Raw genomic sequence first — 23,524 nt, forward strand, 5'->3', positions numbered from 1 at the left:
CCTGGATATCCGGGCAGGTGGACGCGGAAACGCGGCCCCGGACCGCTGCGCACAGAGCCGAACAGAGGCATACGGACCCAGTCAGTCAGACACGGAAAGAGGGATGAGCAGGCCCCAGTGCCGGCCCATGACTCAGACACCCACACGACCGCAGGCGACAGCCCGCTGGACCGTCCCGGCCAAGCACCCCATGGTGACGGTCCTGGGCTCGGCGGACGCCCTGCTGCACGTGATCGAGAAGGCCTTCCCCGCCGTCGACATCCATGTCCGCGGCAATGAGGTCAGCGCCACCGGGGAGCAGCGGGAAGTCGCCCTCGTGCAGCGCCTGTTCGACGAGATGATGCTGGTGCTCCGCACCGGACAGCCGATGACGGAGGACGCGGTGGAACGGTCGATCGCGATGTTGCGCGAAGAAGGCGGCGAGGGAGCGGGCACCGAGACGCCCGCCGAGGTCCTCACCCAGAACATCCTCTCCAACCGCGGCCGCACCATCCGCCCCAAGACGCTCAACCAGAAGCGCTATGTCGACGCCATCGACAAGCACACGATCGTCTTCGGCATCGGCCCCGCCGGCACCGGCAAGACCTACCTGGCCATGGCCAAGGCCGTACAGGCCCTGCAGTCCAAGCAGGTCAACCGCATCATCCTGACCCGGCCGGCCGTCGAGGCGGGCGAGCGGCTCGGCTTCCTGCCCGGCACGCTCTACGAGAAGATCGACCCCTACCTGCGGCCGCTCTACGACGCCCTGCACGACATGCTCGACCCGGACTCCATCCCGCGCCTGATGGCCGCCGGGACGATCGAGGTCGCGCCGCTGGCCTATATGCGGGGCCGCACGCTGAACGACGCGTTCATCATCCTCGACGAGGCGCAGAACACCAGCGCCGAGCAGATGAAGATGTTCCTCACCCGCCTCGGCTTCGACTCCAAGATCGTCATTACGGGTGACGTCACCCAGATCGACCTCCCGGGCGGCACCAAGAGCGGCCTGCGCCAGGTCGTGGACATCCTGGAAGGCGTGGAGGACGTCCACTTCTCGCGGCTCACCAGCACCGATGTGGTCCGGCACAAGCTGGTCGGCCGTATTGTCGACGCGTACGAGCAGTTCGACGAGCGCAATGGAAAGTAAGTAACCGAAGACGATGGCTATCGACGTCAACAACGAATCCGGCACGGACATCGACGAGCAGGCGATCCTCGAGGTCGCCCGCTACGCCCTGGCCCGGATGCGCATCCACCCGCTCTCCGAACTCTCGGTCATCGTTGTCGACGCCGACGCCATGGAGCAGCTCCACATCCAGTGGATGGACCTCCCCGGGCCCACCGACGTCATGTCCTTCCCGATGGACGAGCTGCGTCCGCCGGCCAAGGACGACGACGAGCCGCCGCAGGGCCTGCTCGGTGACATCGTGCTCTGCCCCGAGGTCGCCGAGAAGCAGGGCCAGGACGCGCCGACCGGGCACTCCATGGACGAGGAGCTCCAGCTCCTGACCGTCCACGGCGTCCTGCACCTCCTGGGCTACGACCACGAGGAGCCGGACGAGAAGGCCGAGATGTTCGGCCTCCAGGCGGCGATCATCGACGGGTGGCGTGCCGAGCGCGGGATCGAAGGGCCCTCCCCGGCGCCGACGATCACGTGACCGGTCAGCTGATCGCCGTCGCGGTCCTGCTGCTCGTCATCGCGTGGCTGGCGGCCTGCGCCGAGGCCGGCCTGGCCCGGACCACCCGGTTCCGCGCCGAGGAGGCCGTACGGTCCGGCCGGCGCGGCAGCGCCCGGCTGATGGCCGTCGCGGCCGACCCGACCCGCTATCTCAACGTGGCGCTGCTCGTGCGCGTCGCGTGCGAGATGGCGGCGGGCGTCCTCGTCACCTACGTCTGCCTGCGCGAGTTCGAGGCCACCTGGCAGGCGCTGACGGTCGCCGTCGCCGTGATGGTCCTCGTCAGCTACGTGGCCGTCGGGGTCTCCCCGCGCACCATCGGCCGCCAGCACCCCCTCAACACCGCGACCGCCGCGGCGTACGTGCTGCTGCCGCTGGCCCGCGTCATGGGCCCGGTTCCGCAGCTGCTGATCCTCATCGGCAACGCCCTCACCCCCGGCAAGGGCTTCCGCAAGGGTCCCTTCGCGTCCGAGGCGGAGCTGCGGGCCATGGTCGACCTCGCGGAGAAGGAATCGCTCATCGAGGACGACGAGCGCCGCATGGTGCACTCCGTCTTCGAGCTCGGCGATACGCTCGTACGCGAGGTGATGGTGCCCCGCACCGACCTGGTCGTCATCGAGCGCGGCAAGACCATCCGCCAGGCGCTGACGCTGGCACTGCGCTCGGGCTTCTCCCGCATACCGGTGACCGGTGAGAGCGAGGACGACATCGTCGGGATGGTCTACCTCAAGGACCTCGCCCGCAAGACGCACATCAGCCGGGACGCCGAGTCCGAGCTGGTCTCGACGGCCATGCGGCCCGCCGTCTTCGTGCCGGACACCAAGAACGCCGGTGACCTGCTGCGCGAGATGCAGCAGCAGCGCACCCACTGCGCCGTCGTCATCGACGAGTACGGCGGCACGGCCGGCATCGTGACGATCGAGGACATCCTGGAGGAGATCGTCGGCGAGATCACGGACGAGTACGACCGTGAGCTGCCGCCCGTCGAGGAGCTCGACGAGGGCCGCCACCGGGTCACCGCCCGGCTCGACATCGGCGACCTCGGCGAGCTGTACGGCCTGGAGCTGGACGACGAGGACGTGGAGACCGTCGGCGGACTGCTGGCCAAGTGGCTGGGCCGGGTCCCGATCGCCGGCGCGACCGCGGAGGTCGACCTCCTCGCGTACGGGCTCTCCGTGCCGGGCGGCCTGCGGGCGCTGCGCCTGACCGCGGAGTCCGCGGCCGGGCGCCGCAACCGCATCGTGACGGTGCTGGTGGAGCCGGTGTGGGAGGACGCGCACGGCGGCGAGGGTGCGGGGGAGTAGCCGCCCGGACGTGTGCGGAAGCCGCCCGAGGGGGATCTCTCGGGCGGCTTTTTCGCATGGCGTCCGACGCCGGCGCGAGCCGTGCTCCCGTCAGGCGGCGCGTGCCGCGCGCGCCCGGCCCAGGCCGACCGCCACCAGCACGGCGACGGCCGCGACGACGGCCGCGTCGACGCCCAGGCCCAGCCGGATCCCGCCGAGCGTGGCCTCCGCGAAGCCCGTACCGCCGTCCCGCAGCGAGGCGATGTGCGCCGAGGACAGCGCGCTGAGCAGCGGGATGCCGATGGTGATGCCGAGCTGCTGAGAGCTGGTCACCAGGCCGGTCGCCAGGCCCTGTTCGCCGTCGGGCAGGCCGGAGGTGGCGGTCACGCCGTAGGCGACGATCGCCCACAGATGGCCCACGCAGGCGAGGGACGCGGCCGCCAGGGCCAGCCAGGCGCCGGCGGAGCCCAGGCCCAGGCCCAGCAGCGCGGCGGTGGTGACCGCCTGGAGGAGCAGCCCGGCCACCAGCGTGTCGCGGGCGCCGAAGCGGGCGATGACCTTCGGGGCGGTGATTCCGGCGACGGCGGCGAAGACGCCCTGCACACCGAAGATCAGGCCCGTGGAGAAGGCCGAGAGGTCCAGGACCTCCTGGAGGTAGAGGGTGAGCAGGAAGACGACGGTGGTCATCATGGAGAAGGTGACCAGACCGGCCAGGTTCCCCCAGGCGACCGACCGGCGCCGCAGCATCGGCAGCGACACGAGCGGCTCGGCGGCCCGGGACTCGATGAGGACGAAGGCGACGAGCAGGACGATGCCGGCGATCAGGGTGCCGAAGACGTCGGCGCCGCCGAACCCCCGCTGGGCCGCCGTCGACAGGGCGTAGATGAGGGCCAGCAGGCCGCCGGTCACGGTCGCCGCGCCCGGTGCGTCCAGGCGGGGGCGGTCGGCGCGGCGGGACTCGGTCAGCAGGCCGGGGGCCACGGCGAGGACGGCCACGCCGGCCACGGCCAGCAGGCCCATCGTGGAGCGCCAGCCGAGGGTGTCGGTCATGACGCCGCCGAGCACCATGCCGATGGTGAAGCCGAGGGAGAGGAGGGTGGCGCTGATGCCGAGCGCGCGTTCGCGCTGCGGGCCCTCGGTGAAGGTCGTCGTCAGCAGGGACATGCCGGTGGGCACGATGACGGCGGCGCCGAGGCCCTGGAGGGCGCGGCCGGCGAGGAAGGCCGCGGGGTTCCAGGCGAGGGTGGCGAGCACGGAGGCCACGGCGAAGAGGGCCAGGCCGGTCAGGAAGAGCCTGCGCCGCCCGTAGAGGTCGGCGATCCGGCCGAAGAACAGCAGGAAGCCGCCGGACGGCAGCGCGAAGGCGGTGACCGCCCACTGGAGGTCGGCCTGGCCCATGCCCAGGTCGTCGCCGAGTACGGGCAGCGCCACGTTCAGGATCGAGAAATCGAGCGCGACGATGAACTGCGCGGCGCACAGCACCAGCAGGATCAGTTTCGCGCGGGCGGACATGCGGGCTTCGGCGGCCGTGCCCGGGGCCGGTGCGGAGGACAGGGAGGAAGGGGAGGGGGAGGTGTCGAGCGCCATGGTCATCACCCTCGGACAACCGGAATAGCCGTGGGGAGACAGTGCTTATGGTGGTGGTCGTACCACCAGGCAAGGGGGACCGTTGACCGTCAGCCGGAGCGAAGCGAGCGCGACACCGGGCGCTGCACACACGACCACGGCGCTCACGACAGCGGGCACGACGCCGCGGGCGCGGGCGGGAGGGAAGCCGCGCCGCCGTCAGGAACTGCGTGACTTCCTGGTGAGCCGCCGGGCACGGGTGAGCCCGGCCGAGGCGGGGCTGCCGGACGGCGGGGCCCGCCGCCGCACGCCCGGCCTGCGCCGGGAGGAGGTCGCGGTCCTGGCCGGAGTGGGCGCCTCCTGGTACCAGTGGCTGGAGCAGGGGCGTGACATCACCGTCTCCCCGCAGGTGATCGACGCGGTCGCGCGGGTGCTGAGGCTGACCGGTCCGGAGCGCCGCCACCTGTACGTCCTGGCGGGGCTGAACCCGCCACTGCCGGAGTCCGCGGAGGACCCGGAGTACCTGTGCGACGGGCTGCACCGTCTGATCGACGCCTGGATGCCCTTCCCGGCGCACATCATGGACCCGTACTGGAACACGATCGCCTACAACGAGTCGGCCGCCATGGTCATGGGCTTCCGCCCGGAGACCGTGCAGAACTGCCTGGTCACCTTCTTCACCGACCCCGTCTACCGCTCGCGCGCCGCGAACTGGGAGGCCAACGCGGACCGCGTCGTCGCCCAGTTCCGCGCCGCCTGTTCGGAGCACCCCGACGACGAGGGCTTCGAGACGATCGTCGCGGAGCTGTCCGAGGAGAGCGCGGAGTTCGCGGAGCTGTGGGCACGCGGTGACGTGCGGGCGGGCGGCCAGCTGGTGAAGGAGCTGGAGCACCCGCTGGTCGGCGCCCTGTACTTCGAGAGCACCCAACTGCGCGTACCGGCCCGGCCGGACCTGACGATCGTGCTGCACAATCCCGTGGCGGAGTCGGGCACGGCCGCGAAGGTCGAGTGGCTGAACTCCCCGGAGGGCCGGCGCGGGGGGATGTATTCGGTGGCGGGCTGAGACGCGGGCCCCGGTGAGGGTTCGTACGGGCACTGCATATGCTCGCCCCTATGACCGAGACCACGCTCGATCCCGAAGACCGCAAGATCATCACGCTGGCTCGTTCCGCGCGGGCTCGTAACGGGGTTCCCGAGGGGGCCGCCGTGCGGGACGAGACCGGGCGGACGTACGTCGCCGGGACGGTGGCGCTCGAGTCGCTCGAGCTCAGTGCCCTGCGGACCGCCGTCGCCATGGCCGTCGCCAGCGGGGCGAAGTCGCTGGAGGCCGCGGCCGTGGTCTCCGAGGAGGCGGCCGTCCCCGACGCCGACCGGGCGGCCGTACGGGACCTGGGCGGTCCGGAGACCCCGGTGTTCCTCGCGGGCCCGGACGGGACGCCCCGCGCCACGCTCACCGCAGGATGAGCGACGGCAGCGGCAGCCGGCCGGCGGCCCTGCTGAGCTGGGTGATGCTGATCGGGGGGACGGTTCTCGCGATCGGGGTCGGCGTCGACTGGGCGCGTGGCACGGGCTTCGACCGGGTGACCTCGGCCTGGCTGCTGGTGCTGTGGCCGCAGGGGCTGCGTCAGCTCCTGCTCGTACGCGGCCGGGCCCGGGCCGCCACCCGCGCCAGGACCATCGGCAACTGGTGCGTACCACCGGCAGCGGCCCTGCTGTGGACCTCGCTGATCGACGGCCGGGCACGCGGCGCGGGCATGGACTGGCTCGTGGTCACCAGTGCCGTACTGCTGTCGCTCGCCACGGTCCCGATGGTGGTGGGCCTGATCGCCCGGCGCCGCGCGGAGTGCTGACGCGGCCCCTGGGCCCCTGATCCGGGACCGCTGGTCGGCGGGGGCCGGGGGATCGGGGAGAATGACGAGTATGGACAGTGCTGCCTCCCCCTCCCAGGCCCCTCACCGCGCGGGCTTCGCGTGCTTCGTCGGCCGGCCCAACGCGGGCAAGTCGACCCTGACCAACGCACTGGTGGGGACGAAGGTCGCGATCACCTCCAACCGCCCGCAGACCACCCGGCACACCGTGCGCGGCATCGTGCACCGCCCCGACGCCCAGCTCGTGCTGGTGGACACCCCCGGTCTGCACAAGCCGCGCACGCTGCTCGGCGAGCGCCTCAACGACGTCGTGCGGACCACCTGGGCCGAGGTCGACGTGATCGGCTTCTGCCTGCCCGCCGACCAGAAGCTCGGCCCGGGTGACAAGTTCATCGCCAAGGAACTCGCCGGGATCAAGAAGACCCCGAAGATCGCCATCGTCACCAAGACGGACCTGGTCGACTCCAAGCAGCTCGCCGAACAGCTCATCGCGATCGACCAGCTCGCCGTGGAGCTCGGCTTCGAGTGGCAGACGATCGTCCCCGTCTCGGCGGTCGGCGACAAGCAGGTCTCGCTGCTGGCCGACCTGATCGCCCCGCTGCTCCCCGAGAGCCCGCCGCTGTACCCCGAGGGCGACCTCACGGACGAGCCCGAGCAGGTCATGGTCGCCGAGCTGATCCGCGAGGCGGCGCTGGAGGGTGTCCGGGACGAGCTGCCGCACTCGATCGCCGTCGTGGTCGAGGAGATGCTGCCCCGCGAGGACCGCCCGGCGAACAAGCCGCTGCTGGACATCCACGCGAATGTCTACATCGAGCGCCCCAGCCAGAAGGGCATCATCATCGGCCCGAAGGGTGCCCGGCTGAAGGAGGTCGGGATGAAGTCGCGCAAGCACATCGAGGCGCTCCTCGGCACCCCGGTCTACCTCGACCTGCACGTGAAGGTCGCCAAGGACTGGCAGCGCGATCCGAAGCAGCTGCGGAAGCTCGGCTTCTAGCGGGACGTCCTCCGTCGGCCGGAGGCCGGCGCAGTCGCCCGAAGCCCGGGAGGCTTCCCGGGGCCGAGCGGTGCGAGGGTGGCAGAGGGAGTGGTTCCGAAGCAGCTCCGCAAGCTGGGCTTCTGAGCCGTCCGCCGGCCGGCCGCACGCTTCCTGACCCCGCGCTGCCGGGCCCTTCCCTCACGCGCCTTCCTTCAGCACGAGCGTGATCAGCTCCCGCTGCTCGGGCGTGAGGTTCGGGTCCGCGCAGTGGACCGTGCGGCCGTCCACGGTGATCTCGTAGTGGAAGGCGTCCGGCACCCCGCGCGGCGACGTCGTCCCGCACCCCGGGCCCGTACCCGGGGTGTGACCGACCGCCCGGTGTGCCAGCGCCTGCACGTGCACCGCGTCGGGCCGGCCGGTGGTATCCAACTCGGCCCGGCGCTCGATGCCCGCGAAACCGCCTGTTCGGGTGATGGCAATACGCATACCGCCATCCTTACCCCGTCCGCTCCGCTCTACGAGGTGGGAACCCCCACCCGGGACCACGCCTTGAGAACGGCCTGAATCTCGTCCCCGTCGCCGTACAGTCCCCGGGCCGACGCCGCCGTCAGCCGCGCGAACTCCGCGAAATCGGCGTCCGAGGCCAGCTCACCGCCGGTCAGCGTGGCGTACCAGATCTTGCCCGCCCGCTCCCAGGCGTTGCCGCCCAGGTCCGTGGCCAGGAGGTAGAAGGCGTGGTTGGGGATGCCGGAATTGATGTGCACGCCGCCGTTGTCGCGTGAGGTGCGGACGTAGTCGTCCATGGTGGCGGGCTGCGGGTCCTTGCCCAGCACGTCGTCGTCGTACGCCGTCCCCGGCGCCTTCATCGAGCGCAGCGCCTCGCCGCGGTCCACGTTGGGGCCCAGCAGGCCCGCCCCGATCAGCCAGTCGGCCCGGTCGGCGGACTGCCCGAGCGCGTACTGCTTGATGAGCGAGCCGAAGACGTCCGAGAGGGACTCGTTCAGCGCGCCCGACTGGCCGTAGTACTCCAGATTCGCGGTGTGCTGGGTCACTCCGTGGGTGAGCTCGTGGCCGATCACGTCCACCGGGATCGTGAAGTCCAGGAAGAGATCGTTGTCCCCGTCCCCGAAGACCATCTGGGAACCGTCCCAGAACGCGTTGTCGTAATTCTCGCCGTAGTGCACGGTGGCATCCAGCGGCAGCCCGGAGCCGTCGATGGAATGCCGTCCGTAGACCTTCAGATAAAGATCGAAGGTGGCGCCCAGACCGGCGTGTGCGCGGTTGACCGTGGCGTCCTTGGCCGGCTGGTCGCCCTCGGAGTGCACCTTCTTCCCCGGCGCGACCTCCCGGTGTCCGGCGTCGAAGATGGTGCGCCGCGGCGTGTCGGACGGGGTGCCCGTCGGTGCGACGGCGCCGCGGACCGCCGTGATCCGGCGGCGGGTGCGCTGGAGGGAGTCGTGTTCGAGGGTGCGTTGCGCGGGCTCGCGGATCGCGGGGTCGTCCGACTGTGCGAGCTTGTCCAGGACGTGCGGAGGCACGATCGTGCAGAAGACCGGGTGCATAGCGGGTTTCATCCGAGCAATGTGGCACCCGGCCTCCGCCTTGTCACTGCTTGCCGTCATGATTAATGAAATCGAGTGGTTGTCTGCTATTTGAGGGACGGCAATTCCGTATTTCCGCTCCACTCTTCCCGGCCCGCTTCGGGGCGCCGGTGTCCCGCATGCTGATACGGGGGTCCTGCGCCGCGGCCGTCTCGGTTAGGGTTCTGGACATCATGCGTTACGGGCTGCTTCTTCTTAGCTGCCGCGGCGAGGGCCTGTAGTCGTAGGCCGACCCCCTCCCCGCGGAGTTCGGTGTTGCGGTCACCCGCCGGTGATCAGCCCCGTCGGCCGTCCCAGTGGACACACGAGGAGCCCTACGCAGATGCCCGAGCCCCGCACTTTCGAGACCGTGGCCGTCGGCCGCCCCACGCCCGTCACCGCCGCGACCGTGCGGCAGCGCCCCTCCGGGATGCCGGTCCACAAGTACGGCCGCTACGAAGCCGTCGAGATCCCCGACCGTGCCTGGCCCGACCGGCGCATCACCGCCGCCCCGCGCTGGCTCTCCACCGACCTGCGCGACGGCAACCAGGCGCTGATCGACCCGATGTCCCCGGCCCGCAAGCGCGAGATGTTCGACCTGCTGGTCCGCATGGGCTACAAGGAGATCGAGGTCGGCTTCCCCTCCTCCGGGGCCACCGACTTCGACTTCGTACGGTCGATCATCGAAGAGGGCGCGATCCCCGAGGACGTGACGATCTCCGTCCTGACCCAGGCGCGCGAGGAGCTGATCGAGCGCACGGTCGAGTCCCTGCGCGGCGCGCACCGGGCCACGGTCCACCTCTACAACGCCACCGCCCCCGTCTTCCGCCGCGTCGTCTTCCGCGGCTCCCGCGAGCAGGTCAAGCAGATCGCGGTCGACGGCACCCGGCTGGTCGTCGAGTACGCCGACAAGATCCTCGGCGACGAGACGATCTTCGGCTACCAGTACTCGCCGGAGATCTTCACCGACACGGAGCTGGACTTCGCCCTGGAGGTCTGCGAGGGCGTCATGGACGTCTGGCAGCCCGAGCCCGGCCGGGAGATCATCCTCAATCTGCCGGCGACCGTCGAGCGCTCCACGCCCTCCACCCACGCCGACCGCTTCGAGTGGATGTCGCGGAACCTGTCCCGGCGTGAGTACGTCTGCCTGTCCGCGCACCCGCACAACGACCGGGGCACGGCCGTCGCCGCCGCCGAGCTGGCGGTCATGGCGGGCGCGGACCGTGTCGAGGGCTGCCTCTTCGGCCAGGGCGAGCGGACCGGCAACGTCGACCTGGTCACCCTGGGCATGAACCTCTTCTCCCAGGGCGTCGACCCGCAGATCGACTTCTCGCAGATCGACGAGGTCCGCCGGACCGCCGAGTACTGCAACCAGATGGAGGTCCACCCGCGCCACCCCTACGCGGGCGACCTGGTCTACACCGCCTTCTCCGGCTCCCACCAGGACGCCATCAAGAAGGGCTTCGAGGCGATGGAGGCCACCGCCACCGCCGCCGGGAAGACCGTCGACGACATCGAGTGGGCCGTGCCGTACCTGCCCATCGACCCCAAGGACGTCGGCCGTTCGTACGAGGCGGTCATCCGCGTCAACTCCCAGTCCGGCAAGGGCGGCATCGCCTACGTCCTGAAGAACGACCACAAGCTGGACCTGCCGCGCCGGATGCAGATCGAGTTCTCCCGGATCATCCAGGCCAAGACGGACGCCGAGGGCGGCGAGGTCACCCCGCAGGAGATCTGGTCGGTCTTCCAGGACGAGTACCTGCCCGTGGGCGACAACCCCTGGGGCCGGATCGCCCTGCGCTCGCACCAGACCTCGACCGCCGGCGAGGGCACCGACGCGCTGACCGTCGAGGCCGTCGTGGACGGCGCGGAGACGGTGCTGGCCGGTACCGGCAACGGTCCGATCTCCGCCTTCTTCGACGCGCTCGCCGCCATCGGCGTCGACGCCCGCCTGCTGGACTACACCGAGCACACGATGAGCGAGGGCGCCGGCGCGCGGGCCGCCTCGTACATCGAGTGCGTGATCGACGGCAAGGTGCTGTGGGGCATCGGCATCGACCCCAACACCACGCGCGCCTCGATCAAGGCCGTGGTCTCGGCCGTCAACCGCGCCTACCGCGGCTGAATCCGAGCGCCTGAATCCGAACAGCCGTCAAGCGACCGCCGCCGAATCCACCGTATCCGGTGGCTCGGTGGCGTAATCGCCCAACTGGCGCCCGGACTCTGCGCACGGGGTACTGACGCCGCATCATCGATGTGGCTAACATCACGTCAACGCGGCGACGAGGCCGTGGCGTTATGGAGGTGCGCCGTGATGCACGCGCAAGGCCGATCCGGTCCGGACCGGTGTGTGGTGGGCGTACGCACCGTGTGGCGGACCGTCGGCGACGGCGAGTTCTACTGCCCCGGGTGCGGCGGCGACCGCAACTACCGCCGTCGTACCGGGCGCCGTCGGCTCGTCGTGTTCGGGGTCCCGCTGCTGCCGCGCGGGCCGGCCGGCCCCGTCGTCGAGTGCACCGCCTGCCGCGTCCACCACCAGGTGGACGTCCTCGACCACCCCACGACCACGCGCTTCTCCGCGATGCTCCGCGACGCCGTCCACACCGTCGCCCTCGCCGTCCTCGCCGCGGGCGGCACCGAGGCCCGTACGGTCCGCAGGGCCGCGGTGGGCGCGGTGCGCGCCGCCGGCTTCGTCGACTGCAGCGAGGAACAGCTGATCACCCTGATCGAGGCGCTCGCCGCGGACACGGGCCGGCTGCCGGGCATGTACGCGGGCGGCACGGGACTGGGCGGCGGCTGCGGCCGCGACGGGTTCGACCCGCGCGGTACGGCGCTGGCGATCGAGCTGCACGAGGCGCTGGAGCCCCTGGCCCCGCACCTCCAGCCCGCCGGGCGGGAGTCGATCCTGCTGCAGGGCGCGCGGATCGCCCTGGCGGACGGCCCGTACCGCCCCGCCGAGCGCGAGGTGCTCGCCACGGTGGGCCGGGCGCTGCTGATCTGCCCGGAGGACACGGACCGCCTGCTGGCGGCGGCCAGGACGCAGTCCTAGGCCGTGTCCGGCGGGTCTTCTTTGCCGCCTGCGGCGGCGGGCGCCCTGCGGGCGCGTCCTCAAACGCCGGACGGGCTTGATTGCGGCTGAGCTCAGCCGCAATCAAGCCCGTTGGGGGCACCCCCAGCGGTAGCTGGGGGAGATTGAGGACACCGCCGCGCAGCGGTGGTGCGCACGATACGGCCCTGCGGCCGCCCGCTCACGTGATCCGCCGGACACGGCCTAGGCGGAACGTCTCCCCACCGGTGCATCGCTCCCGTGGGCCGGGTCTCAGGCCCGGACGCGGGTCCTCACATGCCGGGCACGTGTCCCGGCCGAGCCCGGCGGCCGCCGCCGGAGGGGCCGGGAGAGGGCGAAAGCGGCGAGGGCGACGAGGACCGCGCCGCTGCCGGTGACGAGCAGGGCCGTGGAGGCCGTGTCCGTCATGATCGGGGAGAAGACGGCGAGCAGGGAGAGGACCAGCCCCGACGTCAGTCCGAGGGTGAGCCGCCAGGGGTCCAGCGCCGGGTCGCGAGGGGCCCGGCGGCACGTCCAACGGGCGAACCAGAGGCCCGTGGTGCCCAGGCCGAGCAGGCACAGGCCGGCGCCCAGCGGGAAGCGGTAGGCGTCCTTGGGCTCGTCGGCCTCGTACTGCCGCATGCCCCGGAACTCGACGTAGCGGACCTTGCCGCGCCACAGCGTCGCGCTCACCCGGTCACCGGCCAGGACGGCGCCGAAGACCGGGCCCGGCCCGCTCAGCTCCACCTGGTGGGTGGCGCCGCCGCCCTCGGCGAGGGTGAGCCAGTAGTACGTCGCGTCGGCGTCGGAGGTGGTCCGGATCTTCTTGACGGTGGTGTCCACCGTCTTCCTGCAGTCCGTGGCGGGCTCGTCCGCCACGCAGGCGGACGCCGTCGCGAAGGCCCGGCCGGTGGCCTGCCGGTCGGGCACGGTGACGAACAGCAGGAAGCCCGCCGTCAGGACCAGGGCGAGACCGGCCACGGCCGAGGAGACCGCCGACAGCGGGTACCGGCGCGGTGGGCGTGCCGCGCTCACCGCGTGCTCACGGGGGAAGGGAAGATCAGCATGGGGGTCATTGTGCCCTCGCGCGGAGGGCCCCCGTCCACCTCCGCGGCGGTCCGTCCCACGCCGCCCGTACGGGACAATGGCTCCATGAGTCTGTCCCGCGACGACGGCATCGTCCTCCGCACCCAGAAACTGGGCGAAGCAGACCGCATCATGCTGGGTTCTCCCGGGGGACAACCCCCGTACCCCCGGCCGGACACCCATGGGGGCGGGCGATGAGTCTCTTCCGCGACGACGGCGTCGTCCTCCGTACCCAGAAGCTGGGCGAAGCAGACCGCATCATCACGCTGCTCACCCGCGGTCACGGCCGCGTCCGTGCCGTCGCCCGAGGCGTGCGGCGTACGAAGTCGAAGTTCGGGGCGCGGCTGGAGCCGTTCTCGCACGTCGACGTGCAGTTCTTCGCGCGCGGCGGCGAGCTCGTCGGGCGCGGGCTGCCGCTGTGCACCCAGAGCGAGACCATCGCCGCCTACGGTGGCCCGATCGTCACCGACTACGCCCGCTACACCGCCGGCACCGCCATGCTGGAGACCGCCGAGCGGTTCACCGACCACGAGGGCGAGCCCGCCGTGCAGCAGTACCTACTGCTGGTCGGAGGGCTGCGCACGCTCGCCGGGGGCGAGCACGCCCCGCACCTGATCCTGGACGCGTTCCTGCTGCGCTCGCTCGCCGTCAACGGCTACGCGCCCAGCTTCGGGGCGTGCGCGAAGTGCGGTATGCCCGGACCGAACCGGTTCTTCTCGGTGGCCGCGGGCGGCGTCGTGTGCGGTGAGTGCCGGGTGCCGGGAAGCGTCGTACCCTCCTCGGAGTCGATCGAGCTTCTCGGCGCGCTGCTGACCGGGGACTGGGCGACGGCGGACGCCTGCGAGGCGCGCCATGTCAGGGAGGGCAGCGGCCTGGTGGCGGCGTATCTGCACTGGCACCTGGAGCGGGGACTCCGCTCCCTCCGTTATGTAGAGAAGTAACCGGTATCGAGGAGAAGTGGCACCCATGGCACGACGCGGGATTCTTGGCCGTTCCCGACGCGAGTACCTCACCCCCGAGCCGCACCCGTCCGGGGCGCGTCCGCCGAAGATCCCCGGTGAGCTGGTGCCCAACCACGTGGCGATCGTCATGGACGGCAACGGCCGCTGGGCGAAGGAGCGCGGCCTGCCGCGCACCGAGGGCCACAAGGTCGGCGAGGGCGTCGTCATGGACGTGCTCAAGGGCTGTTTGGAGATGGGCGTCAAGAACCTCTCCCTGTACGCCTTCTCGACCGAGAACTGGAAGCGCTCGCCCGAGGAGGTGCGCTTCCTGATGAACTTCAACCGGGACGTCATCCGCCGCCGCCGCGACGAGATGGACGAGCTGGGCATCCGGGTCCGCTGGACCGGCCGGATGCCGAAGCTGTGGAAGTCGGTGGTCGAGGAGCTCCAGGTCGCGCAGGAGCAGACGAAGAACAACGACGCCATGACCATGTACTTCTGTGTGAACTACGGCGGCCGCGCGGAGATCGCCGACGCCGCGGCGGCCATAGGGCGGGACATCGCCGCGGGCAAGCTCGACCCGTCGAAGGTCAATGAGAAGACCTTCGGGAAGTACCTCTACTACCCGGACATGCCGGACGTCGACCTGTTCGTACGCCCGTCCGGCGAACAGCGCACGTCCAACTACCTGATCTGGCAGAGCGCTTACGCCGAGATGGTCTTCCAGGACGTGCTCTGGCCGGACTTCGACCGCCGTGACCTGTGGCGGGCGTGCCTGGAGTACGCCCAGCGCGACCGCCGGTTCGGCGGAGCGGTGCCGAACGACGGGCAGGGCGGCGTGTGAGCGAGGCGACGACGGCGCCGGTTTCGGACGGTTCCCTGACGTTCGAGTACGAGCTGACGGCCGCCGACATACGGTCCGGGCTGCGCGCCCGTACCCGCTCCGTCCCCCGGGCGCGTGCGCTGAGGGTGCTGCTGCCGCTCGCCTACGTGGTCTTCGCGACCCTCCTCCTCGTCGCCGCGGGCGGGCCCGGCGGGCTGCGGGGGAGGGACTGGGGCCCGCTGGGGGTCGGCGCCTGGTGCGTGCTCGCCGTGCTGTTCCTCCCGGTCCTGCAGGCTCGCGCCTTTCACCGGACCGCGCGGCTGCAGGGGCCGACGCGCACCACGGTGGCCGCCGGGGGGATCGCCGGAGCGTCGGCGCGGTCGTCCCAGTCGATGGCGTGGTCGCTCTTCGCCCGCTATGCCGAGACGAAGGACGTCTTCATGCTCCTGAGCGCCGACAAGGGCGGCAACTGCCTTGTCGTCCTGCCCAAGCGCGCCCTCACCGCACCGGGAGACGTGGACCGGCTCCGGGCGCTGCTGGACGCCCATCTGCCCCGCGCGTAAGCCGCGCGCACACGTCGATGCCCCGGGTGCCGTCCGGCACCCGGGGCATTCGCCTGCCGGATCAGCGCGCCGCCGCGCAGTCCCCGCAGGTGCCGAAGATCTCGATGGTGTGGGCGACGTCCACGAAGCCGTGCTCGGCCGCGATCGAGTCCGCCCACTTCTCCACGGCCGGGCCCTCGACCTCGACGGCCTTGCCGCACTGCCGGCACACCAGGTGGTGGTGGTGACCGCTGGAACAGCGGCGGTAGACCGCCTCGCCCTCGCTGGTGCGCAGCACGTCGACCTCGCCGGCGTCGGCCAGGGACTGGAGCGTGCGGTAGACGGTGGTCAGACCGACCGAGGCGCCGCGGTGCTTGAGCATGTCATGGAGTTCTTGCGCGCTCCGGAACTCATCCACCTCGTCGAGCGCGGCCGCGACCGCGGCCCGCTGCTTGGTGGACCGGCCGCGTACCGGGGGACCCGCGGTCGCCACAGTTGCCTCCAAAAGCTCGCCTGAACACCCATCCGCACGTGTCGCACGGCCAATTGTGCCAGTCCGAGCGACCGGGCGGGTAAGCCCGGACCGCCCGGTGCGACCTTTACGGATCTTTACGGCGCGCCGCCGCCGGGTGGCTCAGACGTGGACGTCGTCGCCGGCGGGGCGGCTCTCGGGCACCGGGAGCGTGCACTCCTCCCGCCCGGCGGTCCGCCGGGCGCGTTTCCTGGCCAGGGGCGCCGCGAGCGCCGTCAGCGCGATGAAGACGCCGATCGCCAGCAGCACGATGGTCGCGCCGGACGGCACGTCCACGTAGTACGAGGTGGCCGTGCCGGAGACGGCGACCACCACGCCGATGCCCATGGCCAGCGCGAAGGTCGTCGCGAAGCTGCGCGAGATCGCCTGCGAGGCGGCGACGGGGATCACCATCAGGGCGCTGACCAGCAGCAGGCCGACGACGCGCATGGCGACGGTGACGGTCACCGCGGCCGTGATCGCGACGAGCAGGTTCAGCAGCCGCACCGGCAGGCCGGTGACCCGGGCGAACTCCTCGTCCTGGCAGATGGCGAAGAGCTGCCGCCGCAGGCCGATGGTGACCAGGATCACGAACGCCGCCAGCACGCAGATGGCGGTCATGTCCTGTTCCGACACGGTGGTGATCGAGCCGAAGAGGTACGAGACCAGGTTGGCGTTGGAGCCGGCGTCCGACAGGCTCGTCAGCATCACGCCGCCGGCCATGCCGCCGTAGAAGAGCATGGCGAGCGCGATGTCGCCGCGCGCCTTGCCGTACGAGCGGATCAGCTCCATCACGACGGCGCCGACCACGCACACGGCCGTCGCGATCCACACGGGGCTGGTGTTGAGCAGGAAGCCCAGGCCGACGCCGGTGAGGGCGACGTGGCCGATGCCGTCGCCCATCAGCGCCTGCCGGCGCTGGACGAGGTAGGTGCCGATGGCGGGGGCGGTGAGGCCGACGAGCAGCGCGGCGAGCAGGGCCCGCTGCATGAAGGCGGGTTCGAGGATGTCCATCAGGTCAGCAGCCCTGTCCGAATCGGTTCCGCTGCCGGGCCGGCGTGCGGGTGTACATGGTCGTGGCCGGGATGGGGGCACCCCCTGCACGAACGGAGCTGAGTGCTTGGGGGAGCGTGCTGGCCCACGGCCTCGGGCGGCGGGCCGTCGTGGACGACGCAGCCGTCGCGGAGCACGACCGCGCGGTCGATGAGCGGCTCCAGCGGGCCGAGCTCGTGCAGGACGACCAGGACGGTGGCGCCCCGGGCGACCTGGGCGCGCAGGGCGTCCGCGAGGACCTCCTGGCTGGCCAGGTCCACGCCGGCCATCGGCTCGTCCATGATCAGCAGTTCGGGTTCGCCGGCCAGCGCGCGGGCGATGAGCACCCGCTGGTGCTGGCCGCCGGAGAGCGCGTCGACGGAGTCCCTCAGCCGGTCGGCCATGCCGACGAGCTCCAGGGCCCGTACGACGGCCGCGCGGTCGGCCTTGCGCAGGAAGCCCAGCCGGGTGCGGGCCAGCCGCCCGGCGGAGACGACCTCGCCCACGGTCGCGGGCACCCCGCCGGCGGCGGTGGTGCGCTGCGGTACGTACCCGACGCGCGCCCAGTCGCGGAAGCGCCGCCGGGGCGTGCCGAAGAGCTCCAGCTCGCCGCCGGTGAGCGGCACCTGGCCGACGACGGCGCGCACGGCCGTGGACTTGCCGGAGCCGTTGGCGCCGAGCAGCGCGACGACCTCGCCGCGCCGTACGGTCAGGTCCACGCCGCGCAGGACCGGTCGCGCGCCGAGGGTCGCCGTCGCGCCGCGCAGGGATATGACGGGCTGATCGTCCATGGTGTTGTCCTCCGTCACTTGGTGCCGAGCGCCTTCTGGAGGGCGGCGAGGTTGGACTCCATGACCGCGAAGTAGTCGGCGCCCCGGGACTTGTCGGTGATCCCTTCGAGCGGGTCGAGCACGTCCGTCTTCAGCCCGAGGTCGCCGGCGAGGGTCTTCGCCGTGGCCGGGTTGGCGATGGTCTCGAAGAAGACCGTGCTGACGTGGTGCTCCTCGGCCAGCTTGTGCAGGTCCTTGATCCGCGCGGCGCTGGGCTCGGACTCGGGGTCGACGCCGGAGATGGCCTCCTGCTCCAGGCCGTAGCGCTCGGCGAGGTAGCCGAACGCGGCGTGGGTGGTGATGAAGGTGCCGGAGGCACGGTTCTTCAGGCCGGCCGAGAACTTCTTGTTCAGCCCGTCGAGCTTCTTGACCAGGACGTCCCGGTTCTTCTCGAAGTCCGCCCGGTGGTCGGGGTCGGCCTCGGCGAGGGTCTTGGTGACGCCCTTGGCGACCTCGGCGTACTTCACCGGGTCGAGCCAGATGTGGGGGTCGGCGCCGGCCTCCTCGCCGGAGTGGCTGTGACCTTCGTGCTCGTCGTGGGATTCGCCCTCGACCTCGGTGCCGTGCTTCTCCAGCCCGGTGAGGGAGGCCGCGTCGGCGACGTGCTTGTTGCCGGACTGCTTGATCGCCTCGTCCACGGCGGGCTGGACGCCCTTGAGGTGGACGATCGCGCCGGCGTCGGTCAGCGAGCCGGTCTGCTTGGGGGTGAGCTCCAGGTCGTGCGGCTCCTGGCCGGGCTTCGTCAGATTGGTCACGCTGACGTGGTCGCCGCCGATCTGCTCGGCCAGGAACTGCATGGGGTAGAACGACGCGACCACCGTCAGCCTGCCGTCCGCCGTCCTGCTCGTCGCGCCGGAGGAGGAGCACGCCGACAGGGTGAGCAGCCCGAGGGCTGCGGCCGTGGCGACGGCGGCGGTGGTTATTCGGGAGGAGCGGGGACGGCATACGTTCATGACAGTCATTTTCAACAAAAGTGGAAACGATTGTCAACAACAGGTGCGTCACGTCCCTCCCGGCGGGGTCCGGTCAAGCCAAGGCCAGAGCCGATTTGATTAGGAGGGTGGCAGCGCCGGTAACCTGAATCATTCGCTGTTCGTCGTCGCAATGAAGAGAGCACCGTGGCCGCCGACAAGATCGACACCATCGTCAGCCTGAGCAAGCGCCGTGGCTTTGTCTATCCGTGCAGTGAGATCTACGGCGGACAGCGTGCCGCCTGGGACTACGGACCCCTCGGCGTGGAGCTCAAGGAGAACATCAAGCGTCAGTGGTGGCGTTCCATGGTCACCTCGCGCGACGACGTGGTCGGTCTCGACTCGTCGGTGATCCTCGCCCGCGAGGTGTGGGAGGCGTCCGGTCACGTCGCCACCTTCACCGACCCGCTGACCGAGTGCACCTCCTGCCACAAGCGCTTCCGCGCGGACCACCTGGAGGAGGCGTACGAGGCCAAGCACGGCAAGCTCCCCGAGAACGGCCTCGCCGACCTCAACTGCCCGCACTGCGGCAACAAGGGCGCCTTCACCGAGCCGAAGCAGTTCTCCGGCCTGCTGTCGACCCACCTCGGCCCGACACAGGACTCCGGCGCGGTGACCTACCTGCGCCCCGAGACCGCGCAGGGCATCTTCACCAACTTCTCCCAGGTCCAGACGACCTCGCGCAAGAAGCCCCCGTTCGGCATCGCCCAGACGGGCAAGTCCTTCCGCAACGAGATCACGCCGGGCAACTTCATCTTCCGCACCCGCGAGTTCGAGCAGATGGAGATGGAGTTCTTCGTCAAGCCGGGCGAGGACGAGGAGTGGCACGAGTACTGGATGGCCCAGCGCTGGAACTGGTACACCGGCCTCGGCATGCGCGAGGAGAACATGCGGTGGTACGAGCACGCCGCTGAGAAGCTCTCCCACTACTCCAAGCGCACCGTCGACATCGAGTACCGCTTCAACTTCGGCGGCACCGAGTTCTCCGAGCTGGAGGGTGTGGCCAACCGCACCGACTTCGACCTCAAGGCCCACTCCCAGGGCTCGGGCCAGGACCTGTCGTACTTCGACCAGGAAGCCGGCGAGCGCTACTTCCCGTACGTCATCGAGCCGGCGGCCGGCCTCAACCGCGCCATGCTGGCCTTCATGCTCGACGCGTACAACGAGGACGAGGCCCCCAACGCCAAGGGCGTCATGGAGAAGCGCGTCGTCATGCGCCTCGACCCGCGTCTGGCGCCGGTGAAGGTCGCGGTCCTGCCGCTCTCCCGCAACCCGCAGCTCTCCCCGAAGGCCAAGGGCCTCGCGGCGGACCTGCGCAAGAACTGGAACATCGAGTTCGACGACGCGGGCGCGATCGGCCGCCGCTACCGCCGCCAGGACGAGATCGGCACGCCGTTCTGCGTCACGGTCGACTTCGACACGTTGGACGACAACGCGGTGACCGTGCGCGAGCGCGACACGATGAAGCAGGAGCGGGTGTCCCTGGACCAGATCGAGGGCTACCTCGGGTCGCGTCTGCTGGGTTGCTGACGCTTCTTCGTTCCTCGGCCGAAGGCCCCGGTCCCTGCTCTGCGGGCCGGGGCCTTCGGGCTGTTCCGGGGAGGGTCAGGAATCCCAGCCGGCGGTGTCGAGCTCGCACTCGAAGGGCACCGGGATCCGGACCTTCTCGCCGAACTTGATCTGTGTGTGAGTCCGGTAGCCCTTGCTGGACGGGGACGAATAGACGGTGACGGTGGTCTCGTCCATGTCGACGAGCACATATACGGGTACCTCGGCCCTGCCGTAGACCTCGACCTTCTCCCGGCGGTCGAAGTCCGCGGTCGAGGGGGACGTCAGCTCGCCGACCAGGGACAAGGCTTCCCCCGGCAGATGGATGCTGTCGACGTTCGTCAGGGCCTCGTCGGAGACGTGGATGTCCGGGCCGTAACTGCGCTCGTGTCCTGGAAAGAGGAAGAGGCACGGAGAGGTGTCGATCTCGTGGCCCTCGGGCAGATGCGGGCGGAGCTGGCGCACCAGGCTGCGCATGATGCGCAGGTACAAGCCTTTTGACCACGGTGACACGACGATGTTCCCCCCGATGATCTCCGTGCGGTAGCCGTCCGGGAGATCAGCGTCGATCTGTTCGAGAAGGTTGCACATTTCCTCGAAAGCCGTCGGCTCCGAGGTGCGGCTTATCGCCGGCGGCGGTGTCGTGCGAGGCGGTGTCTCGACCATGGTTGCCATGATGCTCCTTCCTGTCCGCTCGGGCAGTCGGACACTCAACGTATCGACGGCCACCGACAGGCACGGTCCAGTCGTCCGGGCGTCACCCCCGTGAGCGGTTCTCGCGCGCGTGTACGGCAATCGCCCCGCACACCCCCGCCAGCGGCAGCTCCACCCCCGCCATCACCAGCGCGGATGCGAAATCCGCCCCCGGAGCCGCCGTCACCGTGTCGAACCAGGCGTCCACCACGAGCAGCGTCGCCGTCGCGGTGGCCGCCACCGCGCGGCGGGGGTCGTGGCGGAGGGCCAGCAGGCCCGTGGTGACCAGGCCCGCCGCCTCCAGGGCGTCGAGGCCGACCCAGGCCAGCGGCCAGTGCACGGCGGTGGCCGTCGGCGGCAGGCCGGTGGCGAGGACGTACAGCCAGGGGACGAGGGCCAGTCCGGAGCCGATCAGCGCGTAGCCCAGCAGGCGGCGGTGCCTCGCGCGCGGCGCGGCGGTGCGAATGGGCAGCGTGATGACATCGGCGGTCATGGCGGACTTCTCCTCGGCGGTGTCCTGGCTTCCCCTCATGACCTCCAGCCTTCCGGGCCGGGCGCTCAACGTCAGTAACGCTGCTGTCCGTCCCGGGGTGGCACTGGTTGCACCCCTGGGACGGGCAGCAGCGCCATGGTCCGGCCCTGACCTGCGGCCTTACCGTTCTCGCATGGTTATTGCCCCTGCGCTGCGCACCGCTCTCCAACCCCTGTCGCGTGCGCGGCGCCCCAGCGCCTGCCTGGCCGTCGGCGCGCTCCTCCACCTTCCGGCGCTGCTGATCCTGGCGACGCCGTGGCTCGCGTACGACGTGAGCTCGGTGCCGGAGATCCTGCTGTCGGTGTGCTGGCCGCTCTGCGTGATCGCGCTGCTGACGCCCGCCCTCACCGCGCTCCAGCGGGCCCGCTTCCGGTGGGTGGGTGTGGACATACCGCGGCCGGCCGGCCCCGCCACCGGCGGTGCGTCACGGCGTGAGCGGGTCGAGGCCCGGCTGCGCGCCTGGTATCCGGGGCGGCAGATCCGCTACCACCTGCTGCTCGCCCCCGCCGTCGCCGCCGCCGGTCTGCTGACCCTCGTCACCGGCCCTGTCGCCCTCGCGGCCGCGACGATCTACGTCTGGATCTGGGCGGTGCCGGTGGACGTGCGCCTGGCCCAAGCCGGTTACACCACGACCGCCGCGTACGTCACCGCCGCCGGGCTCGCCACCCTCTACGGCGGGGCGCGGCTGTGCGGCACGCTGGTCCGGATCGACGCCGAGCGCGCCGCGGCCCTGCTCGGGCCCAGCCCGGAGGAGCTGCTGGCGGCCCGCGTGGCCGAAGTCACCGAGTCACGCGCGGGCGTCGTCGACGCCGCCGACGCCGAGCGCCGCCGCATCGAGCGCGACCTGCACGACGGCGCGCAGCAGCGCCTGGTGTCGATGGCGGTGAACCTGGGCCTGGCGAAGATCACCCTCAAGGACATCCCCGACGACGCGCGGAAGGTCATCGACGAGGCGCACCGCGAGGCGAAGGAGGCCATCAGCGAGTTGAGCAGCCTTGTGCGGGGCCTGCACCCGGCCGTGCTGGAGGACAGGGGGCTGGACGCCGCGCTGTCCGGCATCGCGGAACGCGCGCCGCTGCCGGTCCGGCTGAAGGTCGACCTGGCGTCGCGGCCGTCCCCCACCATCGAGGCCGTGGCCTACTTCGTGGTCTCCGAGGCGCTCGCGAACGTGGTCAAGCACGCCCAGGCGTCGAGGGCCGACGTCTCGGTCGAGCGGTTCGGGGGGATACTTCTCGTCGTCGTCTCCGACGACGGCGTGGGCGGGGCCGACCCTTCGGGCGGCACCGGGCTGGCGGGTCTCGCCAAGCGCGTCGCGTCGGTCGACGGCACGTTCTCGTTCAGCAGCCCCGTGGGGGGCCCGACCGTCGTGACCGTGGAGCTGCCGTGCGCGCTGTGATCGCCGAGGATTCCGTCCTGCTCAGGATCGGCCTGGTGAAGGTCCTGGAGACGGCCGGGTTCGACGTGGTCGCGGAAGTCGGCGACGCGGAAGCGCTGTTGACGGCGATGGAGGAACACCGCCCGGACCTCGCCGTCCTCGACGTCCGCATGCCGCCGGGCTTCACCGACGAGGGCGTACGAGCTGCCCTCGTCGTCCGCGAGCAGTGGCCGGACACGGCGGTGCTGCTGCTCTCCCAGTACGTGGAGGAGCGGTACGCCGCCGACCTGCTGTCCGGCGACACCCGGGGCGTCGGCTATCTGCTCAAGGAACGCGTCGCGGACGTCGAGGAGTTCATCGACGCCTTGCGACGCGTCGCCGCCGGCGGCACGGCCCTCGACCCGCAGGTCGTCTCCCAGCTGCTGCTCCGCCGCCACAGCGACCCCCTGGACCGGCTGACGCGCAGGGAGCGGGAGGTCTTGGAGCTGATGGCGGGCGGGCGCTCGAACGCGGGAATCGCGGCGCAGCTGGTGGTGAGCGAGTCCGCCGTCGCCAAGCACATCAACAGCATCCTGGCGAAGCTGGACCTGCCGAAGGCCGACGCGGATCACCGGCGGGTACTGGCTGTGCTGCGGTTCCTGGGCGTGGGATAGGGAGCGGCCG

At 71.0% G+C, this 23,524-nt stretch carries 26 protein-coding genes; 16 read left to right on the forward strand and 10 right to left on the reverse strand.

The window, feature by feature from the left end; translation table 11 throughout:
- The first annotated feature begins 127 nt into the window (after nucleotides 1-127).
- The 3 genes from J7E86_RS07960 to J7E86_RS07970 are packed head-to-tail and all read left to right on the forward strand — an operon-like array spanning nucleotide 128 to nucleotide 2,962.
- A complete protein-coding gene (locus J7E86_RS07960; protein ID WP_215080823.1) occupies nucleotides 128-1,129 on the forward strand; it encodes a PhoH family protein in 1,002 nt (333 codons plus the stop codon).
- A 13-nt stretch (nucleotides 1,130-1,142) separates the two neighbouring features.
- On the forward strand, nucleotides 1,143-1,640 hold the full coding sequence (gene ybeY / locus J7E86_RS07965) for an rRNA maturation RNase YbeY (RefSeq protein ID WP_215080824.1): 498 nt from the start codon (nucleotides 1,143-1,145) through the stop codon (nucleotides 1,638-1,640).
- The gene (locus tag J7E86_RS07970; protein ID WP_215080825.1) at nucleotides 1,637-2,962 is read left to right on the forward strand and encodes a hemolysin family protein; all 1,326 of its coding nucleotides are present in this window, start codon (nucleotides 1,637-1,639) and stop codon (nucleotides 2,960-2,962) included. The genes ybeY and J7E86_RS07970 overlap by 4 nt, the downstream gene beginning before the upstream one ends.
- Nucleotides 2,963-3,052: 90 nt before the next feature.
- On the opposite strand, the gene J7E86_RS07975 is transcribed toward J7E86_RS07970, so the two are convergent.
- Entirely contained in the window at nucleotides 3,053-4,528 is a 1,476-nt protein-coding gene (locus J7E86_RS07975) for an MFS transporter (protein WP_215080826.1), read from the reverse strand.
- 205 nt (nucleotides 4,529-4,733) lie between these two features.
- Between J7E86_RS07975 and J7E86_RS07980 the strand changes: the two genes are divergently transcribed.
- From J7E86_RS07980 to era, 4 genes are all read left to right on the forward strand, one after another.
- Nucleotides 4,734-5,570, forward strand: a complete 837-nt coding sequence (locus tag J7E86_RS07980) for a helix-turn-helix transcriptional regulator (RefSeq protein WP_251018831.1) — start codon at nucleotides 4,734-4,736, stop codon at nucleotides 5,568-5,570.
- A gap of 50 nt (nucleotides 5,571-5,620) precedes the next feature.
- Nucleotides 5,621-5,971, forward strand: coding sequence for a cytidine deaminase (locus J7E86_RS07985; RefSeq protein WP_215080828.1), 351 nt, complete (start codon nucleotides 5,621-5,623; stop codon nucleotides 5,969-5,971).
- Complete coding sequence (locus tag J7E86_RS07990; protein WP_215080829.1) at nucleotides 5,968-6,357, forward strand: hypothetical protein; 390 nt, start codon at nucleotides 5,968-5,970, stop codon at nucleotides 6,355-6,357. Before J7E86_RS07985 ends, J7E86_RS07990 begins: the two co-directional genes overlap by 4 nt.
- 70 nt (nucleotides 6,358-6,427) lie before the next feature.
- On the forward strand, nucleotides 6,428-7,369 hold the full coding sequence (gene era, locus J7E86_RS07995; protein WP_215080830.1) for a GTPase Era: 942 nt from the start codon (nucleotides 6,428-6,430) through the stop codon (nucleotides 7,367-7,369).
- Between the two features lie 180 nt (nucleotides 7,370-7,549).
- Here the strand turns inward: era and J7E86_RS08000 are convergent, their stop codons facing one another.
- On the reverse strand, nucleotides 7,550-7,837 hold the full coding sequence (locus J7E86_RS08000; RefSeq protein ID WP_215080831.1) for a protealysin inhibitor emfourin: 288 nt from the start codon (nucleotides 7,835-7,837) through the stop codon (nucleotides 7,550-7,552).
- Nucleotides 7,838-7,866: 29 nt separating this feature from the next.
- A complete protein-coding gene (locus J7E86_RS08005; protein ID WP_215080832.1) occupies nucleotides 7,867-8,925 on the reverse strand; it encodes a M4 family metallopeptidase in 1,059 nt (352 codons plus the stop codon).
- A gap of 349 nt (nucleotides 8,926-9,274) precedes the next feature.
- Here J7E86_RS08005 and leuA point away from each other — a divergent pair, with 349 nt between their 5' ends.
- Nucleotides 9,275-11,056, forward strand: coding sequence for a 2-isopropylmalate synthase (leuA, locus tag J7E86_RS08010; protein WP_215080833.1), 1,782 nt, complete (start codon nucleotides 9,275-9,277; stop codon nucleotides 11,054-11,056).
- Nucleotides 11,057-11,245: 189 nt separating this feature from the next.
- Nucleotides 11,246-11,980, forward strand: coding sequence for a TerB family tellurite resistance protein (locus J7E86_RS08015; protein WP_215080981.1), 735 nt, complete (start codon nucleotides 11,246-11,248; stop codon nucleotides 11,978-11,980).
- 270 nt (nucleotides 11,981-12,250) lie between these two features.
- Here the strand turns inward: J7E86_RS08015 and J7E86_RS08020 are convergent, their stop codons facing one another.
- A complete protein-coding gene (locus J7E86_RS08020; RefSeq protein WP_215080834.1) occupies nucleotides 12,251-13,012 on the reverse strand; it encodes a hypothetical protein in 762 nt (253 codons plus the stop codon).
- 117 nt (nucleotides 13,013-13,129) lie between these two features.
- Between J7E86_RS08020 and J7E86_RS30875 the strand changes: the two genes are divergently transcribed.
- The 4 genes from J7E86_RS30875 to J7E86_RS31810 are packed head-to-tail and all read left to right on the forward strand — an operon-like array spanning nucleotide 13,130 to nucleotide 15,390.
- Nucleotides 13,130-13,261 (forward strand): recombination protein O N-terminal domain-containing protein, encoded by a 132-nt coding sequence (locus J7E86_RS30875; protein WP_251018811.1) that lies wholly within the window; start codon nucleotides 13,130-13,132, stop codon nucleotides 13,259-13,261.
- Complete coding sequence (gene recO / locus J7E86_RS08030; protein ID WP_215080835.1) at nucleotides 13,258-14,004, forward strand: DNA repair protein RecO; 747 nt, start codon at nucleotides 13,258-13,260, stop codon at nucleotides 14,002-14,004. The genes J7E86_RS30875 and recO overlap by 4 nt, the downstream gene beginning before the upstream one ends.
- A 25-nt stretch (nucleotides 14,005-14,029) precedes the next feature.
- Nucleotides 14,030-14,848: an isoprenyl transferase gene (locus J7E86_RS08035; protein ID WP_215080836.1), complete on the forward strand. Its 819-nt coding sequence runs from the start codon at nucleotides 14,030-14,032 to the stop codon at nucleotides 14,846-14,848.
- Complete coding sequence (locus J7E86_RS31810; RefSeq protein ID WP_215080837.1) at nucleotides 14,845-15,390, forward strand: YcxB family protein; 546 nt, start codon at nucleotides 14,845-14,847, stop codon at nucleotides 15,388-15,390. Before J7E86_RS08035 ends, J7E86_RS31810 begins: the two co-directional genes overlap by 4 nt.
- Before the next feature lie 61 nt (nucleotides 15,391-15,451).
- On the opposite strand, the gene J7E86_RS08045 is transcribed toward J7E86_RS31810, so the two are convergent.
- From J7E86_RS08045 to J7E86_RS08060, 4 genes are all read right to left on the reverse strand, one after another.
- On the reverse strand, nucleotides 15,452-15,862 hold the full coding sequence (locus J7E86_RS08045) for a Fur family transcriptional regulator (RefSeq protein WP_215080838.1): 411 nt from the start codon (nucleotides 15,860-15,862) through the stop codon (nucleotides 15,452-15,454).
- A gap of 141 nt (nucleotides 15,863-16,003) precedes the next feature.
- Nucleotides 16,004-16,894, reverse strand: a complete 891-nt coding sequence (locus J7E86_RS08050; RefSeq protein ID WP_215080839.1) for a metal ABC transporter permease — start codon at nucleotides 16,892-16,894, stop codon at nucleotides 16,004-16,006.
- A complete protein-coding gene (locus tag J7E86_RS08055; protein ID WP_215080840.1) occupies nucleotides 16,894-17,703 on the reverse strand; it encodes a metal ABC transporter ATP-binding protein in 810 nt (269 codons plus the stop codon). Before J7E86_RS08055 ends, J7E86_RS08050 begins: the two co-directional genes overlap by 1 nt.
- 14 nt (nucleotides 17,704-17,717) lie before the next feature.
- Nucleotides 17,718-18,695, reverse strand: a complete 978-nt coding sequence (locus J7E86_RS08060) for a metal ABC transporter substrate-binding protein (protein WP_215080841.1) — start codon at nucleotides 18,693-18,695, stop codon at nucleotides 17,718-17,720.
- 165 nt (nucleotides 18,696-18,860) lie between these two features.
- On the opposite strand from J7E86_RS08060, the gene J7E86_RS08065 reads away from it, so the two are divergent.
- On the forward strand, nucleotides 18,861-20,243 hold the full coding sequence (locus J7E86_RS08065) for a glycine--tRNA ligase (RefSeq protein ID WP_215080842.1): 1,383 nt from the start codon (nucleotides 18,861-18,863) through the stop codon (nucleotides 20,241-20,243).
- A 75-nt stretch (nucleotides 20,244-20,318) separates the two neighbouring features.
- Here J7E86_RS08065 and J7E86_RS08070 read toward each other — a convergent pair whose 3' ends face one another.
- Nucleotides 20,319-20,936 (reverse strand): Uma2 family endonuclease, encoded by a 618-nt coding sequence (locus J7E86_RS08070; RefSeq protein ID WP_308312511.1) that lies wholly within the window; start codon nucleotides 20,934-20,936, stop codon nucleotides 20,319-20,321.
- A gap of 82 nt (nucleotides 20,937-21,018) precedes the next feature.
- Nucleotides 21,019-21,486 carry a hypothetical protein gene (locus J7E86_RS08075; RefSeq protein WP_251018813.1) on the reverse strand — a complete coding sequence of 156 codons (468 nt, stop codon included), beginning with the start codon at nucleotides 21,484-21,486 and terminating at the stop codon, nucleotides 21,019-21,021.
- Nucleotides 21,487-21,619: 133 nt separating this feature from the next.
- Here J7E86_RS08075 and J7E86_RS08080 point away from each other — a divergent pair, with 133 nt between their 5' ends.
- Nucleotides 21,620-22,882 (forward strand): sensor histidine kinase, encoded by a 1,263-nt coding sequence (locus tag J7E86_RS08080; protein ID WP_215080844.1) that lies wholly within the window; start codon nucleotides 21,620-21,622, stop codon nucleotides 22,880-22,882.
- A complete protein-coding gene (locus J7E86_RS08085; RefSeq protein ID WP_215080845.1) occupies nucleotides 22,870-23,514 on the forward strand; it encodes a response regulator transcription factor in 645 nt (214 codons plus the stop codon). Before J7E86_RS08080 ends, J7E86_RS08085 begins: the two co-directional genes overlap by 13 nt.
- Nucleotides 23,515-23,524: the final 10 nt, after the last annotated feature.

The sequence above is a fragment of the Streptomyces sp. ISL-11 genome (genome assembly GCF_018614525.1).
GTDB lineage: Bacteria > Actinomycetota > Actinomycetes > Streptomycetales > Streptomycetaceae > Streptomyces.